Below are 25,734 nucleotides of genomic sequence, written 5' to 3' on the forward strand. Positions count from 1 at the left end.
ACGTTGCTTCGCTCGCCCTCTGTGGACAGAGGGAATAAAATTGCTTCAAAAAGGTGATCACCACCTATTTACAATCACCAATAGTTATATATATTGCTGTTTTTAAACTGACCTCAATTTGCAAAACGTTTACTTAATTCCATTTATAAAAAAAACGGCCTGCATGGGTGTGTTGTTGCTGTTTTGTGCAGGAGTTTATTGTCAGCCTAAAACAGAGAACGCCCATAACTTTTCACTTGTAGTAGTAAACGAAAAGCTGCAGCCTGCTGATGGCGCAACGGTTAAGCTATTGAAAGATAATAAACTGCTAAAAACTGTTGTAACCAATGCAAGCGGAATGGCAAGTTTTGTAAGCATTCAAAGGGGTTCCTATACCTTTTTAGTAAGCAGCACAGGTTATAAACCACAAACCAGCCGGGTTTATCATTTTCCTGCCGATGTAATTACTGATACTATAAAACTGCAACCGTCAACCACTAATTTGCAGCAGGTAGATGTTACAGCGCATGCCCCCGTTATAGAAATGAAACAGGGAAAAATGGTGGTTAATGTTGACGCATCAGTTACCAACGCGGGCTCAACCGTGTTGGAGGTGCTGGAGAAATCGCCGGGGGTTACGGTGGACAGGAACGGTGGCATCTCCCTACAAGGGAAGGCAGGTGTACTGGTAACCATTGACGATAAACCCACCTACCTGTCGGGTGCGGACCTGAACAATTTACTAAGTAGCATGAGCTCATCGCAGGTATCGCAGATTGAGTTGATAGCCAATCCAACAGCCAAATATGATGCAAGCGGCAATGCGGGCATTATCAACATAAAAACAAAAAAGAACAGGCAGAAAGGCTTTAACGGCTCGTTTACCACTTCGGTGGGACAGGGCGTTTATCCAAAAAATAATAACAGCCTGGTGCTCAACTACCGCATCGGGAAGATCAACACCTTTTTTAATTACAACTTTAACTATGTTGAATACCTGACTAATCTGTATGCGCTCAGGAAATATTATGATGATAACGGGGCTGTAACCGCCATGTTGCGGCAGCCCTCTTTTTTTAGCGGTAAGTTTTTTAATAACACCATTAAAACCGGGCTCGATTATTACATCAGCCCAAAAACTACCATAGGCATTGTGCTAAGCGGTACCAGTATTCACCGTTATGGCAACAATCTTGCTACAGCCACCTGGTTAGATCCGGCAGGTACGGTTGATTCGGCTATAGCTACCGGGAACAAAAACGATAATAAGTTTAAAAACGGTGCGATAAATTTAAATTTAAGGCATACGCTCTCTGCATCACAGGATCTCGCTGTTGACCTTGACTACCTGCATTACAGCCTCAATACTAAGCAGGATTTTAATAATGAGTTGCTTACGCCCGGCGGCTACCAGGATGAATCGCGCGGAAATATCCCTACCACCATAAAGATAGCTTCGGGCAAGGTAGATTATACGCTGAAGCTTGGTGAAAACGGTACCCTGCAATCGGGCGTAAAATCGTCATACAGCAATACGGATAACCTGGCGGCCTATCAGAACTTTGAAGGGGGACAATGGGTTGATGACAATACCAAAAGCAACCATTTTTTGTATAAGGAAAATATTAATGCCTTGTACTCATCTATCGAAAAGAAATATGGTAAATTAACCTTACAGGGCGGGGTTAGGTATGAATATACCAGCTATAAAGCAAACCAGCTGGGTAATGCAGTTCAGAAAGATTCGGCCTTTTCACGTAATTATGGCGAGTTTTTCCCGAGCGGTTACGTTAGCTACCAGGCAGATTCGTCACATAGCTTTACGCTTACCGCAGGCAGGCGGATTGACAGGCCCGTGTTTCAAAACCTTAACCCGTTTTACTTTATCATTAACAAATACACCTATGAGACCGGTAACCCCTACCTTTTGCCTCAGTTTAGCTGGAACTTTGAGTTGAGTCACCAATATAAAAACCTGCTCACCACCAGCGTATCATACAGTAACATACAAAACTATTTTTCGCAGCTGTTTTTGAATGATGCGGCTAAAGGCATCTTGCTATATACGCAGGGGAATGTGGGGCATACCTATAATATCGGGGTGTCGCAAGCGGTTTCGGTATCGCCGTTAAACTGGTGGAGCCTTACGGCGCAGGCTACCTTTAACCACAAACAGCTGCGCGGCTTTAACGGCAATAATTACACCAGCGAAATTAATCAGCTTAACATCAGCGCAAATAACCAGTTTACCATAGCCAAAACCTATACTGCCGAGATCTCCGGCTTTTATACTACCCGGGCACGGAACGATGTGCAGGAATTGTTGTACCCAACCGGGCAGCTTTCGGCAGGCATAGCAAGGCCGGTGTTGAAAAAGAAAGGAACTTTGAAATTTAGCTTACGCGATATTTTATATACCAATGCAATGGAGGGCTTTACATCCTTCCCAAACGCTACCGAATACTTTAAAATTAAACGGGATAGCAGGGTGTTTACGCTCACCTTTACCTACCGATTTGGTAAAACCTACAAAACGGTAAAACGTACAGATGGCAGCGCAAGCGAGGAAATGGAAAGGGTAGGGAATGGGTGAGGCTTAGTCTTGAGTTCTAAGTCAGGAAAAGACAAAATTTTACGTCCCCGCAGGGTCTCGCATCGCGGACCCTGCGCCCGCATGCAAGGTGAACGTGCGACTTTACACGCCAATATTACACTTTGCAAGCCACAAAAACACCTGGAAAAGAGCCTAAAAAGAATAAAAAATATCCATAGATTTAAGCCACTTATTTAAAGATATTTTTATTTGTTTGATCTTTTACAATGTGGAGAGACCCTTACCTAAAAATGCTCAATAAACTGTATAAAGAGGGAATAAATAACCCCGTCGATATTACCGATTATAAGAGCCAAATTGCCAAATTAAACCCTAATTATAGAAAAAGAGATGCTAAACAACGAGGTGAAATTCTATTAAAGAGAATGCAAGAAAATGGCCATATATCGTATTATCTCAAAGATGATGACAACGGCCAAAGAAGAGTATTAGCTGAAATACTGCCATTTGGGCACGACTTTATGGAACAAAAAAAATCTCGTGTAGGTTCACTTTCTGTTGGACGGTTCGCTGTAGCAGTGACTATTATTTCTGTATTATTGACTGCATATTTTACTTATAAATCTAATAATTTAGAAAAGCGTATAACAGAGTTAGAACAGAAAGTAAACACATTACAACAATCAATATCAAATTTAAATAACCTTCCCTCTCAATATAAAAAAAAGAAAGATAATCGGTAAATTCAAACCAAATAATAGAAAGCCGTTTTTTAATGTTATCCCAATTCATATGTAGATCCCCCCTGCAAAATAGTATACGGTGAGTTCGCCTCATTTCCCACTACCACCCCTTCCAAATACGCCTTCAACCACCTCAACCTTTCCAGGTATACTCTGAACCAATCCTTATCATGATAACGTTTTACAACTACCAGGTGACTATCGATAAATAAACGCACATCCCTGATAACCGAACACTTGTTTATGCGGATAGGGCCTTTGGGCAGTTCAATGCCGGTAAAATAGGCTTCCAGTTCATCTATCTCTTTATTTTGTATTGGCTGGGGTTTAGGGATATTAAGCTGCCAGAACATATCACCTGCTTTACAATTAAAGGTATGCGCTATTGCCTTTACAATATTCTGCGGTTCATTAAATGAAAACTCAGGTGTTGGTTGTACGTCGGGGGGAAGTTGGCACTGAGCAGTAGGCAGTGGGCAGTCGCTACCTTCCTGCTTTTCGCTTTCAGCTTTTACCTTTTCGCTTTCAGCTTTCACGCTTTCAGCTTTCGCCCTAAATTCCTGCCAATCAAACTTTAATAAATAGTCGGCTACATCCTGGCCTTGTTCCCGTTCCTGGTTGTTTGCCACGGTTTCGAGCAGGGCAGAGGTTTTAAAGTTGAGCTTAATGCTGCGGGCTTTTTGCTCCCATTTATCAAAACAATTCAGATCGGGGAAAAGGGTTACGTTTCTACCCTTTAACACCCCGCATTTATCAGCATTTAAATTACTTAAACTACCCGCTGCCAGCCAGATAAACTGCGGCCAGTAAACGCTGGCAATTATTGCCGATTTTTCGCTTTCAACAATAGCCACAGGCGCCAGGAGGGCTTCTTTAAGTAAATGCTCACCGAACAGGCATTGTTTTAGATGGAAGTCCGAAAGTCCGGGAGACCGAAAGTCCGAAAGATGATTTGTTTTTTGAGAAGGGGAGCCGTTGTGCCTGTCAGCGTTTATTGCAGCTTCTTCCGGACTTTTCCGACTTTCGGACTTGCGCAGCAACGCGTGCACCCAATTTATATGATTATACGGCTCTTTAATCCGCTTGCCATTAGCGCCATACAACATTATTTTACCGGTGCGGATGTTGCCCTGCTCATCAACCTGCCAGAACACCGTTGAGCCCCGCCAGTGTTTTGATGTGCCAATTAAATATTTACTGATCAGGCTGCCGGTAACATCCTCCCCAAATAACTTTATCAGCCAGTTGGTGAAATTATTTTGATGATAATTACTGAGGGAGCGCGCAAACAGTTCATGGTTTATAGTTGATGGTTCATAGCCATTTTTAGTAGGTATCAACCTTGCCCTGTCCAATTGCTTCTCATCTCCGGCCATCAACCATGAACCATTATCTATGAACCCCTTTCCCAACCATTCCTTTGGCTTAAAATGATATCCGCACTTGTCTTCCCTGCTGCAACGGCCCACATGGCCGGCAATATGGTTGTTGGTTTGGGTATCAATATAGCGGCTAAAGGTTCGTTTACTATTGCATTCAGGGCAGGTATAACGGCTTGCCGGTCCGTGGTAGGGTTCAAGGGTATAGCGGTGCATGGGGTTGGAGCTTAGAGAAAGGTGTTCGGAAGATATTAATTTGTCATCCTGAACGCAGTGAAGGATCTTCTACGCGGGATATGAACGCAGGACAAGTATGGCGGCGACTTATCAGTTGGATAAGATCCTTCACTGCGTTCAGGATGACAAAGGGGTAATTTATCATAGGGTTTAGCAACAAATAACAACATTAGCAACACTTGTTGTTAGTGTTGCTATTTGTTGCTATCCATGTTTTTAACTATGCGGGCAACTTTAATTGTAAAGCTTCTGAATTTACTTTCATCGGTACACAATTTTTTGGCTATAGCATAAACAGTTATCCCCGGTTCGGCGGCAAGCAGTTGGGTAATATTATCTTCAAGCTCGCTTTTATCAGCCTTTACTTTTACTTTCAGATGTTCGTTTTCAGTACCAAAGCCCATAAACTCAAACAGTACAAAGTTATAAGGCTGATGTAACCTGCATTCAACCACGTTATTACTATCATATAACATTTCGCTGCTGCGCGATTTTATTTGCTTAAGGTACCTGGCCTTACTGTCAACCTGGCTCTCACCAATGGTAAAAATACTATCCGTAAGGTTTGATAAATGTTTACTACCCTGCAAATGGTTACGCGTAATGGGCTGCGACAGGTCGCGCTTTGGCGTATGTGCCAGTATCATTATCGAGAGCTTGTATTTCTTTTTCAGCTCAATCAAACCCTTCATTAGCGGCAGGGCATCCTTTGCCTGTTCAGTCTCTGTTTTAAGGTAGGTTATATTATCAATAATAATAATCTTAATACCGGTTTCAATAATATCCTTTTCAAGCTCATCATTTAAATAATCTTCAAAAGTATCAAAACCCTGTTTTTTATAATCAGTACTATCAGCGTCTATTTCAGCACGGATCAGGTCTTTATTAAATATATAATGATTTTTATAGTCAATTGAATAGCGTCCTTCAAACTGCTTATCACTCAGCTCAAAATCATAATATAATACTGGCTGCTTTGCGGCTTCAAACTTAAAGCCTGCAATAGGGAGGCCCAGGCTTATGCTGTTGGCTATCTGCACGGCCAGTAATGATTTGCCTACGCCGTTCTCGGCAAACAGTATGCACAGCTCGCCCTCAAACCAAAACGCATCAAAAAGCATTTTAGGGATGGGCCGGCCTTTTGCATCCTCAATCCATTGTTGCGCAGGTTGTTTTTTAAACAAACGGTTGTGGCGTACAGGTGTTGGCATAGCTATCATATCATTTACATGTTGGGTTGCTACAGCAGGAGTAATGGAGCCGATGCCCCTTTTCTCGAGGTTAAATTCAGGTTTTAGCATGTTTTTGGGGAGTTTGAAAGTTGTAAGGTTTGAATGTTGAAAGGTTGATTAATGGATTTTGTTATGCCGGTTGGCATAGTTTGTTTTTGTGGGATAGGATTATCCGCAGGTGGGGATGTGTTTGTGATCATTATATTTTATTGATGATTGTTTATCGAACCATACTTACGGTGAGTGCCGGGATGGTTGTTAATTGAGGTACAATAATACAGAATAATTCTGTATTATCAAAGAAAATAAAGAATTATTTATTGGCGATGATTAGCAACATTTAACAACATTGACAACAAGTGTTGCTATTGTTGCTAAATGTTGCTATTTATTGAATTATTAACAACGATACATATTTGCCTCATCAGGGCATTTTTTAAAATGATAAGGGGTATTACATTTTGCAATCCACAACGGAGGGTCCGCGATGCGAGACTCTGCTGGGACGAGAAATTTTAAGATGTGTTGATTTGAAGATGAGAACCGGACTCACTTTTTTTACAAAAGCGGAGACAACAGCCGCACCAATTTTTCGGGAAGCTGTTTAAACAGGGTGCGTTTTGCCCATGTTTTTGGGTTTAGCTTAACTGCATCTTTAATATCATTATAAAAAGCATCGCGCAGTTGCCCGGCTATTTGGGTATCATAAATCATACTGTTTACCTCGAAATTAAGCTCAAAGCTGCGGTGATCCATATTGGCAGAACCAACTATAGCCAGTTTACCGTCGGCAACCATTGTTTTGGCGTGTACAAAGCCCTTTTTATATAAATAGATCTCTGCACCAGCATCAAGCATTTCGCCGTAATATGACCGTGCCGCAGCGTTAACTAATGCAGAATCTGACTTGTAAGGCACGAGCAGCTTTATTTTAACCCCGCTTAAGGCAGCTACACTCAGGGCATCCAGGATGCTTTCGCCCGGTATAAAATATGGAGAGGTGATCAACAGCTCATCACTGGCCATCCCTATAGCTTCAATCAGGGAAAACATAATGGTCGGATTATCAGAATCAGGGCCACTGGCGGCTATCTGTATTATGGCATGCCCCTTTTTGCTTTTGGCGGAACAAAAGAATTCTTCTTCGATCTTCAGTTCCTGGTCGGCACAAAAATTCCAGTCGCAAATAAACAGGTATTGCATGTAGTACACACCGGGCCCGTTTATGCGTACATGCGTATCGCGCCAAAAAAGCTGTTTTTTATTTATTCCGTTAATGTATCTGTCGCTAAAGTTTATCCCGCCAATAAAACCGGTGCAGCCATCAATAACAATTATTTTGCGGTGATTACGGTAATTTGTGCGGTTAGACAGGGCAATAAAAAGGATCTTATAAAAAGGATAGGCCTCAACCCCGCCCGCTAACAATTCAGGTACTATATTTTTGCGGATAGAGCGGCTGCCAAAATCATCATAAATAAAACGAACCTTGACCCCCTCAGCCACTTTTTGAATTAAGATGTCTTTTACCTGGTTACCTATATCATCATTCTCAAAAATATAGTATTCCATATGGATGTGATGTTTGGCAGCCTTTAACGCCAGTATCACTTCGGGGAATTTTTGCTCGCCATTTAACAGAAGTGTAACCTCGTTATCACCGGTTAGCGGGCTGTTATCGTTCAATAACATCCGGGCTAATTTTTTATGGCTTTTAACCTCTTCTGCCCCTGTTTCCCATGTTTTTTCAGACTCATGAACTATTTTGTTCCTAATCTCGGCCAACAGTTTATTATCATTAATTATTTTTTTACTGTAGAGCTTATTTTTCCGGTAATTGGCGCCAACGGCAAAGTAAATAATTATGCCAACTACGGGCACCAAAATGGTAATCAGCAGATAAGCAAATGTTTTACTGGTTGAGCGGATATCATACAAAATACGCAGGCATACAAATATTACCAAAAAAACATAGCCTGCGCTTGCTAACCAATACCAATGCATATTATTTGTTTAAGATTTGGGTCGTCTATTTTACTGACCGGTAATTGCTGTAATATACAATTTAACAGGGGTTTTGTTATATCCGGCAAGCCGTATTTCCAAACGCAACAAAACCCGGCCAAAGCCAGGTTCTATCAACATATATCAGTGAAAATAGGGCAAATTAAGGATCGATCATCAGCCATGTTTTGGGGCCAATAATGCCATCGGGCACTGCACCATGCTGAGATTGAAATGCGCGGACAGCAGCTTCAGTACCGGGGCCGAAGTCTCCGTCGGCGGTTAGGCCCAGTTTGGTTTGTACAATTTTAACCAGCGCAGGGTCATTTGGTAAACCCCTGCGAAGTGTAGCGCGTGCCGGTTGAGTGGGTGTTGCAGGGGCAACCACAGGGATCAGCACGGGTGCAGGGGCTGCGCCATTCAATATATCGGTTACCGCTGCGCGGAAGACGTTCATATCAAAATCGGGGTCGGATTTTCGGCCCGCCGGCAATGCATATTCTTTATGCCCGGCGCAAAAATCGGCGCTCTTGCCAATATGGCTCAGTATAGCTGCTACACCACGGTGGTAGGCATCCATCTGTACCGGTGGCCATGGCGAATCATCACGCCCGCCTGTGTTTTCGGCCTCAATGCCAATGAAATTGCTGTTTCCGCTGGTAACGCCGCGCCACAAACCTGCACCGGCATGATAGCATTTGCCGGCGGCTACAATGTAATAGGTTCCATCCCTGCCCAGCCCCAATTGCGACAGTGGCCCGGGAAGGTCTGGCCTCCCTGTTATTAAGGTATTAAGCGTGGGCATATTGCCGCTGTTTTTACCAGGTGTTGCCGTGTGGTGGCAAAGTACACCTAATATATTCCCCATATCGCCATGGCCACGGGTTTCCCAGCCTGGTGATTTTGCTACTTTTAAACCGGCGTTTACTAAAACATCCGGTAGCCATGTTAATGAAAAAGCCATATTATATCATTCCTCCTTTTGATTCCGGCAGATCTGGATCTCCCGTTAAGTCTGTTGTTGTTACACCGCATCCGTCTGGTTCAGTATCGCCGGGTGCCGGCGGATCTGGTGGCGGCGGCGGGTTTTGATCTGCCGCTCCGTCAGTAACCCCGCCATTTCCTCCCGTTGGCGGCGGTGTAGTGTTTATAGTAATTACCTGTGGTGTTTGCGAATCTTTTGGAGCCCCTTCACCGCTCTTTTCATTCGGCTTAATTGTTGACCTTACTACCATAACTTTGTTCAGCATATCAAACCAAAAGGGCGCGCCCAGGGTAGCCGCAAATGCGGTAATCAGCCAGCCTAAGAGCGGGCCCATAAAAGTATTCCAAAAACTATTTGGAGCGCCAGGGTCCATTTTGGCAGATGTGAGGCAATCATTATCCCAGCCTATTGGCAGGTTTTGTGCATCAAGCTGGGTTTGTGCAGCCTGGTAACCTATATTCTTGCTGGTATCTTTTGCGGCAGATTCTGCGCTTGCAACCAGCATTTTGCGCTGCGTATCGTTTTTTGCAAGATATTTAACAACCTTAATGGTATTTACATTCAGCGTTATGGTTACCACAAGGGCTATCCATAAAATAACCCACTGGGTTGAGCGCTTGTACCAGCCCGAAACCCTGTCCATGCCGCTGTTATACCAGTCCTCAATATTGGCCTGGGCTTTATTCAGGTCGCCCTTTGCAGTATCAATAGCGTAAAGCAATACCCGTCTTATTTCGGGGTTTTGCATTTCGGTTACATTTTTCCTTACCGAAGCAAGTGTTATTACCGGTGTTCCTGTGGTGGCGTCTGTAGCATTGGTGCTAACACCCTGGGCAGCAATATCCATTAATGCCGCAGCAAAAGTTTTTGATGGGATATAGGAGGGCAGGTTGCTGCCCTTTGCCAGCAGGTCAGGACTTTTGTTTTGTTTACCGGCAGTATAACCACCATTAAAAAGCCCGTAAATTAAAGGATGCTCGTAAAGCGCTTTGGCAAGGCCGGTGCCATTTGTATCATGTAAAAGCTGGCGGATGCCCTGTTCAAGATAGGCGGCACGGGTTTTAAGCTTAGCCTCTATTCCTTCGCGGATGGCGGTACAAATAGTGCTCACCAGGATAAATACAAATATTATCCCTATTGCGATCTCTAAAATGTTTGATCCGAACATGTTGATTGTGGTTAAGTGTTTTAGGCCGATTTATAGCTTAGTTATTATTAATTTAAATGACAGTTATCATTCAAAAAAATAAATTATTATAACTATAAGTTATGTTTGCAGGCATTTTATGAAGTGATGTCAGGTTTGTGTTTATTACCAATAAATATCTGATAAAATATATTGGCTTACAAGCTTTTAGTAAAATTTATTTATTATCATTAAATATGCAGCAGCAAATAGTAATGGTATTTATTAAAACTTATTTAAGGGATATTGATACATGAATGGCAAATATTTCGTTAGTTAGAGCCCGGAATTATAAACCGTGGTTGTGTTGTTTAATTTGCATTTTATTATTCCTTACCGAAGTGAATTATTGGAGCATTGATTAATCAGCCAGATACTTATATTTGCACACTTACTGTTTAATTATATATGATCAAAATATTTGTGGGTGGCTTCCCGCTTGATTTTACAGAACTTGACATCGCGATGCTTGTTGGGTTACATGGCGACATCAGTACTATTAAAATTGTACGGGATAAAAAGACGAGGATTTGCAAAGGTTATGCATTTGTAGAGATGATGAGCAAAGACGGCGCCGAAAAGGCTGTTGAAGCGCTTGACGGCATTGAAGTTGGCGGCAGGCAATTAAATGTAAAAATAAGGGAAGAAAAACCTGTTGCAGCACCCAGAAATTATTCTTCAAATACGAGGTCATCTTCATTTTCATCAGGCAGCAGCTTTGAAAAAAAGAAACGCCCAAGAAGGCCAATTTAAACGCCGAACTCTAAAGCCAGGCTTTTTACCGCTTCATCATAGCTTTTGCTTTCAATAGCCATTACAAATTCTATCGGCCCGCCTTCTTTGCCGCAGCCAAAGCATTTAAAGATGTTTTTGGCCGGCGATACCATAAAGGAATCAGAGCTATCTGCATGAAACGGGCAGTTAGCCTTTAAAATACGCCTGCCTGTTTCAAGTTTTAAATGTTTTGATACGATCCGGGTTAAATCAGTTTGGGTTTGTATAAATTCTGGCGACATAATATAGTACGACAAACATACACAACCATCAGTAGGGCGCAAACCAAAGCCGTTGAATGTTGAAAATTTTAATGATGTTAGGAAATTAAAATATAAATCCTCTTTTTAATCCCGTTAAGTTAAAAAAATCATTAAAAATCCAGGACACCTCGCAAGAAATACCGATTAATGAAATGATTTCGGCATTCAAATCCTTTATCCCATAATAACAAATTCCCGCTAAGTCATTCAATATTGGTGCTAACGGCATATCCAATGATTGGTTTCGCATATTTCGCTTTTGCTTTGCTCAATACATTTGATAAAAAAAACAGCAAAATGAGAAGCAAATTTTTTAAGGTTTTAATAATAGGTTTATTATTAGCCTTTACAGGTAAAACATATGCCGGTACCGGTCCGGCCGATTATAACAAAACCATCCGCGATTTTATCGACAGCCATATGAACTCCAATTATAAAAAACTGGATGCGGTAATGGGCGAGGATGCCACCTTTAAGATTCCCCGTGGCGAAGTTGTGTTAATCCAATCAAAAGCAAAACTTGTTGCGCAAATGCAGCAAATAGCAAATGTTACGCAAAATTGTGATGCAAAATACGAAGTGCTTGCAAAAAGCGACGCCCTGGTTATTGCCCGCGTTGATTTTAACTACGAAAACACTATACAACATAACTTTTTAATATTGGAAAAGAACATAGATAAAGAGTGGAAAATAACCCAGGTGTGTAAGGTTTTTGATGATAAAGAAGTAACTGAACCTCAAAAAGTAATAGCCAGGAATTAGAGACAAGAAGTTAAGAATCAAGATGCAAGAAGTTAAGAATCAAGAGACAAGAAGTCAAGAATCAAGATGCAAGAAGTCAAGAATCAAGAGACAAGAATCAAGAGTCAGGACGTCAAGGATCAAGATATGAGTTTATATCGACAGAAGCTTATACATCAAAATTGACTGGCCTCAATTATTTTCATCTTGATTCCTGGCTCTTGACTTCTTGCTTTTAACTGGTCTTTAATTAATCACCCCATTGGGGTGATTTTTTATTACATTAGTATTAGCTTAATTTGTATACATGGTTATCAATTAAGCTGCGAACCACACTTATGTACCTGTTTTGAATAGATCAACACATTCTGTACACCTCCCATTAATTTTTGTTTGGGTATTTTGCATTATACTTATTTGTGGTAATAAGGCAACGGCGCAGAAGTATGCATTTGCGCATTATGATATTGAGGATGGGCTTATTCAATCGCAGGTAAACAGGCTGTACCAGGATAATACCCACCGCTTATGGATAGCTACGCTCGGTGGTGTTAGCCGTTTTGATGGCCACGATTATTATAACATCTCAAAAACAACAGGCCTGCCCAACAATTTTGTATATGAAATTTACGGCGATAAAAAAGGAACGGTTTGGCTGGGCACCAACATGGGCTTGTCATCAATAAAAGATCAAAAAGTATATAACTACCCCATACCTGCTGATGTAAAAAAAACTTGGGTGACACATATTGCCGAAGAACAGAGCGGTGTGATATGGATGGTAATGGGCAACCATTTGTACAAAGCCATTAATAACAGGATGCATAGGGTACAAATGCCTGACAGTCTTAACTATTCGGTTAGCTGTATTGTTGCAGATAAAACCGGGAGCTTATATGTATCATTTATAGATAAAGGAATTTATAAGCTGGAAAACGGCAAGTGGGTATTGTACGCGCCATTTACAGGAGAGATAAGATCAGCTTACGTATTTAAAATGCAATTTGATAGGTTTGATAGTAAAAAACTGTACCTGCTTGCACCAAGGGGTTTATTTATAGCAATTGATAAACAGGTAAGCCGGTATCAAAATAAAGATGTTGATGCCAATGCAGGCCCGTTGATGAGCTTTGTGCAGGATTATGATGATAACCTATGGTTAGGAACGCAACGTGGCGCTTATTTTGTAAGCAAACAAAAAACCATTCATTTTACCGGGGGTAATGGCTTAACCAATAATGCGGTATCTGATATTTACTGTGATAACGACCATAATGTATGGTTAGGAACAAATGGGAGCGGGATGTTCAGGTATGAAGGCGCGGGCCACGTAATTTATGATGAGTCGCAGGGGATAAATGTAAACCAGGTGGTAATGAGCATGGCTCACGATAAAAGCAACAATATTTTATTAGGCACCGCGGGCGGTGGTATTATGAAATACAGCAAAGGCGTATTGAGTAAACTATGGCAACCGTCAATGGGGCCTGGCATATCAATTATTCAAAGTCTTTTTATTGATAAAGATAAAAATGTTTGGATAGGGGCAGATCATGGTGGTATCTGGAAATATGACGGTACAAGCTTTAAGCTGATAAGCGGAACTGAAACCCGGTCGATCAATTTTATAACGGTTGATAGCGATAATACCATGTGGATAGCAACCCCGCAGGGATGTTATTATTATGAAAACAATGAAATGACCTATCTGCAGGGATTAACATCTTTTACCTCTGCAATTATTCCGTGTGGAAAAGATTCAATACTGATAGGAAGCCAGGAGGGCGTAAAACTTGTTGTAAATAAGAAAATTGTGCCCGGGTTTAAGCTGGGCAGGTTAAACGCATCGGCCATTCTTTGCATTATGCAGTATAAGGATAAGATTTTAATTGGTACAGACGACAGGGGCTTGTTTATATGGGACAAACACAATAAGCTCCAAAATTATGCTGTAAAGGATGGGTTTAAAGCCAACAGCATATATAGCCTTGTTACAGATAACAACGGCGTTATATGGGTTGGCACAGGGCGCGGTATAAACCGGCTGACCATTAAGCCGGGCAGTATGGAATGCAAAGTTCAGCAAGCCGGGACCTCAAAAGACCTTGTAGTAGAGGCTAACCAGAATGCAGCCCTTTACGATGATGGGAAAGTGTTTTTTGGCACAACCAAAGGCATAATTGTATTTAACACCAACATTGAACCATTACCTGAAAAATCGCCGCATGTGTTGATACAGGGGGTGAAATTATTTTTGGATGGTAACAAAGGCACACAATCAATAGACGAAGATCCGGGTGCCAATATAAAACTATCTGCATCGCAAAATCATTTGGTTATATCCTTCCAGGGCGTTTATTTGAAAAACCCGGATGAGGTAACTTATCAGTATAAGTTAACCGGTTTGGACGACCAGTTTTGCTGGCCGGTAAAAAGCAATACGGTCGACTATCCATCCCTGCCACCGGGTAAATATACCTTTGAGGTAAAAGCGCTTAGCCCCGAAGAGAAGATCTCATCAAAAACAGCTGTTCTTAAATTTGAAATAGTGCCGCCTTTTTATCAAAAGACAATATTCCGTGTGCTGGGGCTGGTCTTTTTAGTTTTATTGGGATTTGTGATCCAGTACTTTTTGCATCAGCACCAAATAAGCAAAAAACAAGCCCTTGAAACCCTGAAACGCGAAGAAAAGCAAAAGCTAAGGCAGCAAACCGCAGAAGATTTTCATGATGACCTGGGGAATAAATTAACCCGGATTACCGTACTGTCTGACGTGTTGAGCACCAAGCTAGATAAGGATAAGATTGATCAGAAAAACCTGGTAGAGCAGATCAGGCAAAATGCCACCGCTTTGTATAATGGAACTAAGGATATACTTTGGGCGCTTGACCCTAAAAGCGACAATTTATACGAAACGCTGATGCATGTAAAAGAAACAGGTATTGAAATGTTCCAGGATGTAAATATTGATTTTAATTTTGACGGGATTACCGAGAGCTTTAACGTGGTGAAACTTCCGATGGAGTATAGCCGTAACATTACCATGATATTTAAGGAGCTTTTAACCAACGTGCTGAAACATGCTGACGCACAGAATGTTGAGGTGAGCCTTGAACAACCTGATAAAGCCCGGCTTATCATCAGGATTACAGACGATGGTAACGGTTATGATGAAAACAAAGCAAAACGCGGGCACGGCCTTGTAAATATAAGATCGAGAGCTAGCCGTATAGGCGCGCAATTTAAAATAGGCAGCACAGGCGAAAAAGGTACAACTGCCGAATTGCAGGTTAAACTGAATGCTAAAATGTAAATGCTATGAACCGTAACATACAGGTAACTATAATTGAGGATGACGATACTATCCGCAATGGGTATTCATTTTTAATAGGGAATACAGAAGGATATGAAGTGGTATCATCCTATTGCTCTTATGAATCGGCTGCGCTGAAAATTGCAAATGATAAGCCGGATGTGATATTGCTTGATATTGAAATGCCGGGTACAAATGGTATTGATGCTATCCCCAAACTGAAAAAGCTTTTGCCGCATGTTTACATATTGATATTAACGGTTTATGAATCAGAAAAATTAATATTTGAGGCGCTGGCAAATGGCGCGGCAGGTTATCTTACCAAAAATACACCCTCGGCAAAAATAATTGAATCAATAAAAGAGGTTAAAGAGGGTGGTGGGCCAATGAGCATCAATATAGCCAAAATGGTGATCAAATCGTTCCAAAAAAACCAGGAATCGCCATTATCAAAACGGGAAACCCAGATCCTGGAACAGGTCTGCAACGGTAAAAGCCGCAGCCAGATAGCAAAAGAACTATTTATTGACCTCGAAACCGTGCGAAGCCATATTAAAAATATCTATGTTAAGCTTGACGTAAATTCAAGGGCCGACGCTATAAAAACCGCCCGGGAGAATAAGCTTATTTAGGAAAGAAGCAAGAGTCAAGAAGTCAAGAATCAAGAAGTCAGGAGCCAGGAATCAAGAGGTTTTTTTCTACTTTTTTATTTTTCTTGAATCTTGACTTCTTGATTCCTGACTCTATTTCCATTTCTTGACTCTTGACTTCTTGCTTCTATTATCCCCAACGCTATTCTTCAAAATTCCCCCTAATAGGGTGATACCATCCCCTTTTTATAGCATTAACTTTGAATCGTACTATAACTGATCTCTCCTAAGTATATTAACCCTATAGACATTGCTGTTTATAAAGGCGTTGCACAATCAACCATACTTTAACACCTAAATTAAACATGAATATTAAATATATACCGATTTATACCGATGACGTTGAAAAACAACTGCTTTTTTTTACCGAAAAGTTAGGACTTGAGATCTACGGATGTAAAAATATCTTATTCGGCCAGGAATGTACCATTATAAAAACCAGGAATCCGGGTGTGTTTATATTGGTACTTAAACAGGCACAAAGTAATACTAAAACTCCCCCTATAATTTTAAATACTGATGATTGTTTAAATGACTATCACAGCCTGAAGACTGCCGGAATTGACTTTTATAACGAACCGGAGTATTCGCCAATTGGCTTGGGGGCCGAATTCTCAGACCCATCGGGTAACCGTTATTTATTAATTGAAGAACGTATTTATAGTTAACCCTAATTAAATTTAACCTGCTATGGAATACCTGAAAATATTAAAAAACAATAACGTAATATACAGTGGCACAAGGAGCCACAAACTTACCCAGCAGTCCAATACTGATTTTAGTATAAAGTTTGTGTTCTCGGGCAATGAAAATTACAGCATCGGGCGGCGAAATCTATCCATTTACCCCGACTCCTTTTTAATATTAAACAAGGGAACCAATTACACAAGCGCTGTTGATTGTGCGTTACCTGTGCACTCGTTTTCAATAAGCTTTGATGAAAAGTTTATGGATGATTTTAAAAATTGCTGGCAGCTAAAAGACGATACCCAGCTTAAACCAAATTATAACAACAAGCAGGAAAGTGAATTTAGTGAAACTATATATCCGTTTAAGGGCGATCTGTTTTTTAATATTAAACATCTGAAATATCACCTTGATCACGGTGTACAGGACGAAATGCTTATTAATGAGTATTTGCACCATTGCCTGATCAGCTATTTTAAATTATATAACGAAGAGATCTTTCAAAAAGCGGAGCGTCTTAATTTTTTAAACCGGAGCACTAAAATTGAAATATTGCGCAGGTTAAACCTGGCGAAAGAGTATTTATATACCAATTATAACAAAAACATTAGTCTTGATGATTTGGCTGAATATTCGTGTTTATCTGTTAATCATCTTTTACGCACATTTAAACAAGCATTTTATTTAACACCGCACCAGTTTTTGGTGCAATTACGCCTGCAACGGGCACGGGTACTGTTAAAAAATACTGATTACCCTGTTAACGAGGTAGTAAGCCTGATAGGATTTGAATGCCCCAGTTCATTCATCAGGCTATTCAGAGAACATTTTCAAACAACTCCTCTTAAATACAGGCAAAGTGCCTGATTGAGGGGGTATTGTAAGGGCGACCGGTAGTTTCACAGCTGCCGGTTTTTTTATGCCCTGGTGTGTCAAAATTATCATAATGGTGATTGCTGCACATATGAGGGTGATTGCCGCACACCAGCCCGAAACCATTATGGTTAATATTACAATTAGGCACTTACCGGCCCCGGTAATGTTGCTATTTATTAATTATTAACAGGCTACATTATGATGAAAAGTGCACCCACATAGCAAAATGCCAATGCTTTGAAAAAATACATTCAGCTTACATATTCACAGTAAGCCATTACACATCAATAAAAATAATATGAAAAAAAAATTACTTAGCATATGCTTGCTGTTATTAGCAGGGGTTTCCTTAGCAATAGCACAAAGCAAAAAAATCACTGGTAAGGTTACCGGTGACGATGGATTGCCGCTGCCGGCAGTATCCGTAAGGTTAGAGGCAACTAACCAGGGCGTATTAACAAATAACAATGGCGATTATGAAATTACAGCCAGCGCCGGGCAGGTGCTTTCATTCTCATATATTGGATACACAACTTTTAAATTAACCATTAGCGATGGCAGTTTATATAACGTGAAATTACTGGCCGATACCCACCTGCTTACCGAAGTTGTTGTAAAGGACAGCTATGGTTCACTTGCTAAAAAAGGGTATACAGGAGCCGCATCTGTTGTTAACGGGCGGCAAAACGAGAACAAGCCCTTCAGCTCGCCTATGGAATCGTTACAGGGTGAAGTTGCAGGCTTAAATATCACATCAAACTCGGGCCAGCCAGGCGCTGACGTACAGGTTCGTTTAAGGGGCGTAGGCTCAATTGGAGCAGGCTCAAACCCGCTTTATGTAATTGACGGAGCCATAATAAACTCAGGCGATCTGTCGTCCCTTACTACCTCAACAAACGTGCTTGCCGGTATAAACCAGGATGATATTGATAACATCACTGTGTTGAAAGATGCAGCCGCAACGGCTATTTACGGTTCGCGGGGCTCAAACGGCGTAATTGTAATAAATACCAAAAAAGGTAAGAATGGCAAAACCCAGGTACGTTTTGACACAGAGATAGGACGGACAAACAACCTGCCGCTACCTGAGGACGGTAAGCCGTTAACAGGGCCGCAGTTTAAAGAGTTGTTTATTGAAGGTTTAAGAAATTATGGGTATGGTGATGCTGCAATTGCTTCCGTATCAAAAAGCTATGGGTTGAACGGGCGCTATAATAACTGGTATGACCTGGTTACACGTAACGGCAGCCAGCAGCAATACAATTTGTCTGTATCCGGCGGAAGCGATAATACCCGTGTTTTTGCGTCTGGTGGCTATTTTAAACAGGATGCCACTACAATAGGTTCAAAACTTAAAAGGATAAATGGCTTGCTGAACATTGATCATAACATCAGTAAACGTGTTACGCTTAACCTGAACATAAATGCATCAAACATCATTCAAAATACACCAACTAATGGCGGAGCGTATGCAAACCCTATTTTAGCAGCCTATTTTTTGCGTCCGTTCCAACTGGCCCGGAATGACGATGGCTCTATCAATTCAAAAAGTTCGGGTGCAACAAATTTCTCCAGTACGTTTAACCCGTTATGGCTGGTAGGCAATGATAAAAACCAGGCTAATATTACCAGGATCTTAAGTACCGGCTCGGTAAAATGGAACATTTGGGATGAGCTTAATTTTACCTCATTTGCCAGTATTGATTATGACGCTTTAGAAGAAAATGTATATAATAACCCGATACAGGGCGATGGCGTATCAAGCGGCGGCAGCGCATATGATAACTATACACGTTATTTTAATTTCATCACCCGCAACCAGCTCGACTATAAGTACAAAATTGGCGGCAGCGAAGATTTTACAATCAGTGCAACGGTAGGTTATGAAGCACAGAAAAACCAGGCTTACTTTTTGGTAACCAATGCAAATGGTTTCCCGGTTAGTCAGCCCACCCTTATTACCTCTATTAATGCTTCGGTTCCTATCCAGGCACAGGCCAGCTTTGGTAACTATACTTTTGATGCTATTTATTCAAGGGCCAGCATAAACTTTAAAAACAAGTATGTGCTTAGTGCAACTTACAGGCGGGACGGTTCATCAGTATTTGGCAGCAGTAGCCGCTATGGCGATTTTTACTCAATAGGCGGTACCTGGAATTTGGATGAAGAAGATTTTTTCAGAAAACAGAGCATCTTTTCATCAACCAAGCTTCGCAGTTCGTACGGTACTACCGGTAACGCAAACTTTGGTAACAATAATTATTATTTTACCCAAACAACGGCCGCGTATGGCGCAAATTATGGCGGCGCGAACGGCCAGAACTTTAATAATATAGGTAATCCGAATTTAACCTGGGAGTCGGCCCACAAATTTGATGTCGGTGTTGATTTTGGGTTTTTTAACGATCGTTTAAGCTTTGATGTTGATTATTACCACAACAATATTAATAAACTGATCCAGGCTGTTCCAATCTCATTAACTACCGGCTTCCCTACAATTACGTCAAATGTTGGCGCTATGGTTAACAAAGGGTTTGAATTTGAAATTAAAGGCGTACCCGTTAAAACGAAGGATTTTACCTGGAACACCAGCTTTAACATCGCCCTGAATAAAAATACAGTTACCCAACTATCTGATAATTCTCCATATATCAGTGGTGTGTTCAGGGTAAATGAAGGCCGGGACTTTTATACCTATTACATGCGCCAGTATGCCGGGGTTGACCCTGCTAACGGTGACGCACTATGGTATACCGATGCTTCGAAAAAAGCTACCACCAACAATTATAGTGACGCAGCCCGTGTAGCAGCTAAACAGGCAGACCCGAAAGGATTTGGAGGTTTTAACAACACTTTTACCTATAAAGGCATCACGTTATCTGCAGATGTATATTACAATTTCGGCAACTATGTTTTTGATAGTTTCGCTTATTACCTGGCCGATGGTACTTATTTGCCTAATAACAGGTACCAGTATGTTTATACCCGCAGGTGGACTACCCCGGGCCAGATAACTGATGTTCCGAAAGTTGTGCTGGGCGGTACAAATGATGGCGAATCGTCAGATATATCATCCAGGTTTTTATATAAAGGTGATTATATCCGCCTGAAAAACCTTACAGTTGGTTATGATTTTAAAAACATTGATTACTTGAAGAAGGCAGGAATAACCAGGCTGTACCTGTACGGACGGGGAACCAACTTATTTACTAAAACCTATGATAAGCATTTACCATTTGACCCTGAAGTAGGTGTAACAGGTATAAGCAACCTGGAAGTTCCGCAGGTTAGAACATTCACAATAGGTTTAAATGTTGGACTATAAAAAATAAGAAAATGAAAAAATTATATATCTGTTTGTCACTCGCGGCTATAACTGCGCTGGCATCCTGCAAAAAAGAATTCCTGAACCAAAGTCCGCCGGCGGCTATCCCAATAAGCGGAGCTATAAAAACGCCTACTGATTTAAATGAAGCTGTAAATGGTATGTATGCCGCCATGAGCCGTACCAACTTCTTCGGGCGTGATATCCCAATATTGGGCGATTTGCTGGCTGATAATATTTACATCAGTTATAACAACTCGGGCCGGTACCAGTCCGAAAATAATTATACGTTTACTGCCACTAACGGCGAGGCTAATGATATTTATTCGCAAGGATATTATTCCATATTACAGGCTAACCGCATTATTGCCGCAAATGTGGCTTCAAACGACGATGTGAAACAGCTTAAAGGCGAAGCTTACGCGGCAAGAGCTCTTTGTTACCTTGAGCTGGTTAACTTTTTCGCCAAACCATATACTGTGGATCCGAATGCGGATGGAGTGCCAATTATAACAGCGCCAACAAGCCCGGCAACAGCGTTTACAAAACCTGCAAGGGCAAAGGTATCTGAGGTGTATAATAAAATAATAAGCGATTTGGACAGCGCTTTTATGCTTATGCCCGAAGCCGGAACATCATTACATAAAACCAATTCTTATTACATAGCCAAGCATGCGGTTAAAGCTATTGAAGCCCGGGTATATTTGTACAAAGGCGATTATGTTAATGCAAAAACAGCCGCGCTTGACGTTGTTAATAACGGTGGATATACGCTAACAACTGCCGATAACCTTGTTGCATACTGGGCAAATCCAAGCGGCGTATCAAACGGTATGGAAACTATATTTGAGCTGGCCTTAACAACTGCTAATAATAACAATTTTGATGGTTTAGATTATTTTTATTCGCAGGATGGTTATGGAGATGCACTGGTTACGAAGGACCTTTATAGTAAATATGCCGTAACGGATGCGCGTAAAGGATTAATATATGAAGGTGATCACCTGGGCGACCCCGCATTGGTAAACAATAAGTATAGTAATGTTACTAACCCGAGCGATAAGGATGATATTAAGATTATCCGTTACGCAGAAGTATTGCTTACCCTTGCTGAAAGTTATGCCCACACTGGTGATAATGCCAATGCTTTAATTTATTTGAATCAGTTAGCAAAACAACGCGATCCGGCATTTACAGGGTACGCTTCAACCGGTGCACAACTGATAACTGATATACTTAATGAAAGAAGAAAAGAGCTTGCCTTTGAGGGCTTGAGGTACTTTGATTTTACCAGGTTAAACCTGCCAATTGATCGCCCTCAGCAGGATGATTCAGCACCATCACTTGAAAATATCCCCGTTGGGTTTAACAAACGGATCTTGCCAATTCCGCAGGCCGAAATTGATGCCAATTCAAATACAAAACAAAACCCCGGCTATTAAAATTGATAGTGAAAAAATGAAGCAGGCTGATTATCAGCCTGCTTTTGTTGTTTTTATAATGGATGTTTATATTACTTTTTATAGGGTGATTTTCACATGTTTAGCTAAGCGCCAATAGTTTATGTTTGCAATACCACCAGATAGTTTGTCGTTAAACATTTGGTCAGTTAATAGTTAATAAAAAAAGTCAGCCACGCGAGGTGGGTGACTTTTTTCGTGTATATATAACAATGAATAGTATTGATCCGGCGAATATGAAAGGTGCTGTGACCAATGATTAATTACCAATGGCTAACCAGCAATTAACTAGGCTTTTGGCGATTTTTTAACACAGGTGGCCCTGGCAATTTTATTTTGATTGCAGCAGCATTTTTTAACAGTAATTGTTTTATGGTCGGCATGGTAAAAAAGATCATACTTTGCCAGCTGACTACACTCCAAAAGCGAACTGGCAAGCAAGCCACCGGTTACTGTGATAAATATTAAAGCTTTCATGTTTGGGTTGATTTAGTTTATATGACGATAATTATTGAAAATAATTACAATAAATGAATAAATAGTGATTTTCGCATATTATTTACTCTGTTTTTAAGCTCTTTATCGGGTTAGCAAGCGCTGCTTTTACCGATTGGAAGCTTACCGTAAATAAAGTGATTGCTATAGCGCCCAAACCGGTTAATACAAAGATCCAGCCGGAGATTGTAGACCTGTAATCAAAGTGCAGCAACCAGTTGTGCATCAGGTACCAGGCAACCGGGGTTGAGATCAATATTGAAATGGTAACCAGCCTGATGAAATCAGTGGATAACATGCTCCAAAGATTAAATACCGAAGCGCCTAACACTTTGCGCACACCAATTTCCTTTACCCGCTGTTCAGCCATAAATGATGCCATCCCAAATAAGCCAAGGCAGCTGATCAGGATAGCCAGGCTGGCAAAAAATGCAGCCAGCTTACCCACACGCTGTTCATTACCAAATTTTTTGGCATAAATCTGGTCAACAAAATTGTATTCAAACGGTTGCTCGGGATTAAAGCGCTTAAATATTGGCTCAATAGTTTCCACAGCTTTATTTGCGCTTATTTTAGGGTTTATTTTAAGCAATACTGTGCTCCCCGGGCCCTTGTTAAGAAAAAATACTGATGGCTTTACCTGTCCATATGGCGAATCGACAATAATATCCTTTATTACACCCACTATTTTGAATTGGTTTCCGTAATATTTTATATAGTCATTCACAGGGTTTTTAAGCCCCATAAATTTCACCGCAGCTTCATTAATCACCACTGCTGATGAGTCGGATATGAATTCCCTGGAAAAATCGCGGCCACCTTTAAATTGCCAGCCGGCTGTTTTGCCATATTCAGGTGATACTGCCGCTTGCTGAAAATCCACACTAAGGTTAGGGTCCTTATCTTTCCATTCAATAGCGCTTGTGCTGCCTGCCGATGAAGTAGGGGCAACATCGCCTTCGGCCATAGAAACTACAGCACCTGTTTTAAATAGCTCGTCTTTTACCGCTTCATAATTTTTATGGATATCCTGTGTCCCAATTGGAACAGATACCAAACCGTCGCGGCTATAACCCACAGGCCTGTCCTCGGCAAACTTTATCTGGCGGAAAACCACTACAGTACCAACAATAAGCGTGATTGATACTGTAAACTGAACCACAACCAGTACTTTGCGCGGGATGGCGGCAAATCGCCCAACTTTGAATGAACCCTTTAATACTTTAACAGGCTGGAAAGAAGAAAGGTAAAACGCCGGATAACTACCTGCTATTAACCCTGTAAGCAAGCTAAAGCCAATACTCAGCACCCAGAATAATGGCGAACCCCAAAGAATGCTCATTTGTTTATCGGCCACTTCATTGAAAAATGGTAAGCTTAATTGTACAAATAGTACTGCCAGCAAAAAAGCAATAGCCACACATAAAAGGGATTCACTAAAGAACTGGTAGATCAGTTGTCCTCTCAGCGAACCTATTGCCTTGCGAATGCCCACCTCTTTAGCGCGTTTCTCTGACCGTGCGGTGCTTAAGTTCATGAAATTAATACAAGCCAGCAACAGTACAAATAACCCTATAATACCAAACATCCAAACATACTGGATGCGGCCGCCAACGTTTTTTCCACCTTTAAACTCATCATATAAATGCCATTTGTTCATTGGTTGTAAAAAAAGGGCGGGCTTCTTTTTGGCAAGCATCGCATTTACTTTATGCAGCTTTACATCCCTTATTTTTAGTGATGTAACGGCCATGTCGGCATTGTCGGCCATTTGTACGTATAAGGTACAAAAATTAGGTCGCCAAGGCTCGTTCATTGATTTTATATCATTGGCATTATAAAACATTTCCCACGACCCGATAAAGCCAAGATCGGCAAAGGTTGAGTTTCGGGGCAGATCCTGGTAAACGCCTGCTACTTTTGCCAGGATCTGGTTATCTATTTTTAATGTTTTATTTATAGGATCGGCATCACCAAAATAGGCTTTAGCTGTTGATGCAGAGATCAGGATAGATGTAGGGTCCTTCAAGCCGCTTTTAGCGCCTTTCAGCATCTCAAGGCTTAGCATTTCAGGGCCCTGCGTTTCCATAAAGCCACCGTTGCGGGTGATTTTTTTATTGTCAAGAGCTAATAAATGATTGCCCATACCTACCGCCATTACCACATATTTAAAATCACTGCCATAGCTTTTTCGCAGTTCAGCAGCCAGGGGGTAGGGTACCTGTTCCCAGGTTTGTACCTCGCCGTTATTGGTAACGTTTTGTTTTACCTGGGCAATGTGATCGTAATTTTGAAAAGATTTATCAAAAGACAACTCATCCCAGATCCAAAGACCGATCAGTATAGCCACAGCCATACCAACTGATAATCCTGCAATGTTAATAAAGGAGTGTACTTTGTTTTTAATAAGGTTACGCCAGGCAGTTTTGAGGTAGTTTTTGATCATGGTATTACGCGTTTGAGAATTAACGCTGCTAAAATTTCATGCCATGTTTGTAACGCGCTGATAATAATTATTTTATATGTTTTTTTATTGAATAGGATGTATCGTTTTCGTACGGTAGATTGTTCGGTTTTGGGTGGGAGAGGAGGTTATAAAGCTGTTTTGAAAAAGAGCCGACTTTTATATTGAACCCGGTCGTTAATATGCCAACTTCATACCTGGGAAACCAGGTTTGAACGTAGCATAAGCCGGTTAAAACAACAACAGCGCTTGAAACTGATCTTAAATCAATTTCTTAAAACGACATTGGCCCATGACCGCTGCCAAACGGAAACTTATTAACCCTGCCATGTGAATGATCACAATAAGAGTGATCCCGATATAATTTCTGAAATAGAATAATTGTAT

18 protein-coding genes are annotated in these 25,734 nt (G+C 41.1%); 10 read left to right on the forward strand and 8 right to left on the reverse strand.

Features of this window, described 5'->3' with window-relative positions:
• Positions 1-118: 118 nt before the first annotated feature.
• A complete protein-coding gene (locus BUE31_RS00340; RefSeq protein ID WP_143166997.1) occupies positions 119-2,572 on the forward strand; it encodes an outer membrane beta-barrel family protein in 2,454 nt (817 codons plus the stop codon).
• Between the two features lie 251 nt (positions 2,573-2,823).
• A complete protein-coding gene (locus BUE31_RS00345) occupies positions 2,824-3,276 on the forward strand; it encodes a hypothetical protein (protein WP_143166998.1) in 453 nt (150 codons plus the stop codon).
• A 35-nt stretch (positions 3,277-3,311) separates the two neighbouring features.
• Here the strand turns inward: BUE31_RS00345 and BUE31_RS00350 are convergent, their stop codons facing one another.
• The 5 genes from BUE31_RS00350 to BUE31_RS00370 all read right to left on the reverse strand — a co-directional run bounded on the left by BUE31_RS00350 (position 3,312) and on the right by BUE31_RS00370 (position 10,281).
• Positions 3,312-4,871, reverse strand: coding sequence for a DUF6965 family protein (locus BUE31_RS00350; RefSeq protein ID WP_073399187.1), 1,560 nt, complete (start codon positions 4,869-4,871; stop codon positions 3,312-3,314).
• Between the two features lie 215 nt (positions 4,872-5,086).
• Complete coding sequence (locus BUE31_RS00355) at positions 5,087-6,193, reverse strand: AAA family ATPase (RefSeq protein WP_073399188.1); 1,107 nt, start codon at positions 6,191-6,193, stop codon at positions 5,087-5,089.
• A 489-nt stretch (positions 6,194-6,682) separates the two neighbouring features.
• Positions 6,683-8,128, reverse strand: coding sequence for a cardiolipin synthase (gene cls, locus BUE31_RS00360; RefSeq protein WP_073399190.1), 1,446 nt, complete (start codon positions 8,126-8,128; stop codon positions 6,683-6,685).
• 163 nt (positions 8,129-8,291) lie between these two features.
• Positions 8,292-9,092 (reverse strand): peptidoglycan recognition protein family protein, encoded by an 801-nt coding sequence (locus BUE31_RS00365; protein ID WP_073399192.1) that lies wholly within the window; start codon positions 9,090-9,092, stop codon positions 8,292-8,294.
• Position 9,093: 1 nt separating this feature from the next.
• Positions 9,094-10,281 (reverse strand): hypothetical protein, encoded by a 1,188-nt coding sequence (locus tag BUE31_RS00370; RefSeq protein ID WP_073399194.1) that lies wholly within the window; start codon positions 10,279-10,281, stop codon positions 9,094-9,096.
• Between the two features lie 426 nt (positions 10,282-10,707).
• Here BUE31_RS00370 and BUE31_RS00375 point away from each other — a divergent pair, with 426 nt between their 5' ends.
• A complete protein-coding gene (locus BUE31_RS00375; RefSeq protein WP_073399196.1) occupies positions 10,708-11,052 on the forward strand; it encodes an RNA recognition motif domain-containing protein in 345 nt (114 codons plus the stop codon).
• Here the strand turns inward: BUE31_RS00375 and BUE31_RS00380 are convergent.
• Positions 11,049-11,315, reverse strand: coding sequence for a CHC2 zinc finger domain-containing protein (locus BUE31_RS00380; RefSeq protein WP_073399198.1), 267 nt, complete (start codon positions 11,313-11,315; stop codon positions 11,049-11,051). The genes BUE31_RS00375 and BUE31_RS00380 overlap by 4 nt on opposite strands.
• Positions 11,316-11,633: 318 nt before the next feature.
• Here BUE31_RS00380 and BUE31_RS00390 point away from each other — a divergent pair, with 318 nt between their 5' ends.
• The 7 genes from BUE31_RS00390 to BUE31_RS00420 all read left to right on the forward strand — a co-directional run bounded on the left by BUE31_RS00390 (position 11,634) and on the right by BUE31_RS00420 (position 22,370).
• Complete coding sequence (locus tag BUE31_RS00390; RefSeq protein WP_143166999.1) at positions 11,634-12,098, forward strand: hypothetical protein; 465 nt, start codon at positions 11,634-11,636, stop codon at positions 12,096-12,098.
• A 328-nt stretch (positions 12,099-12,426) separates the two neighbouring features.
• Entirely contained in the window at positions 12,427-15,390 is a 2,964-nt protein-coding gene (locus tag BUE31_RS00395) for a ligand-binding sensor domain-containing protein (protein WP_073399204.1), read from the forward strand.
• Positions 15,391-15,395: 5 nt separating this feature from the next.
• Positions 15,396-16,022, forward strand: coding sequence for a response regulator transcription factor (locus BUE31_RS00400; RefSeq protein WP_073399206.1), 627 nt, complete (start codon positions 15,396-15,398; stop codon positions 16,020-16,022).
• Between the two features lie 323 nt (positions 16,023-16,345).
• Positions 16,346-16,708, forward strand: a complete 363-nt coding sequence (locus BUE31_RS00405; protein WP_073399208.1) for a VOC family protein — start codon at positions 16,346-16,348, stop codon at positions 16,706-16,708.
• 22 nt (positions 16,709-16,730) lie between these two features.
• Complete coding sequence (locus BUE31_RS00410; RefSeq protein ID WP_073399210.1) at positions 16,731-17,594, forward strand: helix-turn-helix domain-containing protein; 864 nt, start codon at positions 16,731-16,733, stop codon at positions 17,592-17,594.
• A 307-nt stretch (positions 17,595-17,901) separates the two neighbouring features.
• Positions 17,902-20,928 carry a SusC/RagA family TonB-linked outer membrane protein gene (locus BUE31_RS00415; protein WP_073399212.1) on the forward strand — a complete coding sequence of 1,009 codons (3,027 nt, stop codon included), beginning with the start codon at positions 17,902-17,904 and terminating at the stop codon, positions 20,926-20,928.
• 11 nt (positions 20,929-20,939) lie between these two features.
• Entirely contained in the window at positions 20,940-22,370 is a 1,431-nt protein-coding gene (locus BUE31_RS00420; protein WP_073399213.1) for a RagB/SusD family nutrient uptake outer membrane protein, read from the forward strand.
• Between the two features lie 306 nt (positions 22,371-22,676).
• Here BUE31_RS00420 and BUE31_RS00425 read toward each other — a convergent pair whose 3' ends face one another.
• Together BUE31_RS00425 and BUE31_RS00430 are read right to left on the reverse strand one after the other, a co-directional pair.
• Positions 22,677-22,865, reverse strand: coding sequence for a hypothetical protein (locus BUE31_RS00425; RefSeq protein ID WP_073399214.1), 189 nt, complete (start codon positions 22,863-22,865; stop codon positions 22,677-22,679).
• An 82-nt stretch (positions 22,866-22,947) separates the two neighbouring features.
• Complete coding sequence (locus BUE31_RS00430) at positions 22,948-25,329, reverse strand: ABC transporter permease (protein ID WP_073399216.1); 2,382 nt, start codon at positions 25,327-25,329, stop codon at positions 22,948-22,950.
• Between the last annotated feature and the right edge of the window lie 405 nt (positions 25,330-25,734).

Origin of the sequence: Mucilaginibacter sp. OK098 (assembly GCF_900142915.1) — a bacterium.
Taxonomy (GTDB): domain Bacteria; phylum Bacteroidota; class Bacteroidia; order Sphingobacteriales; family Sphingobacteriaceae; genus Mucilaginibacter.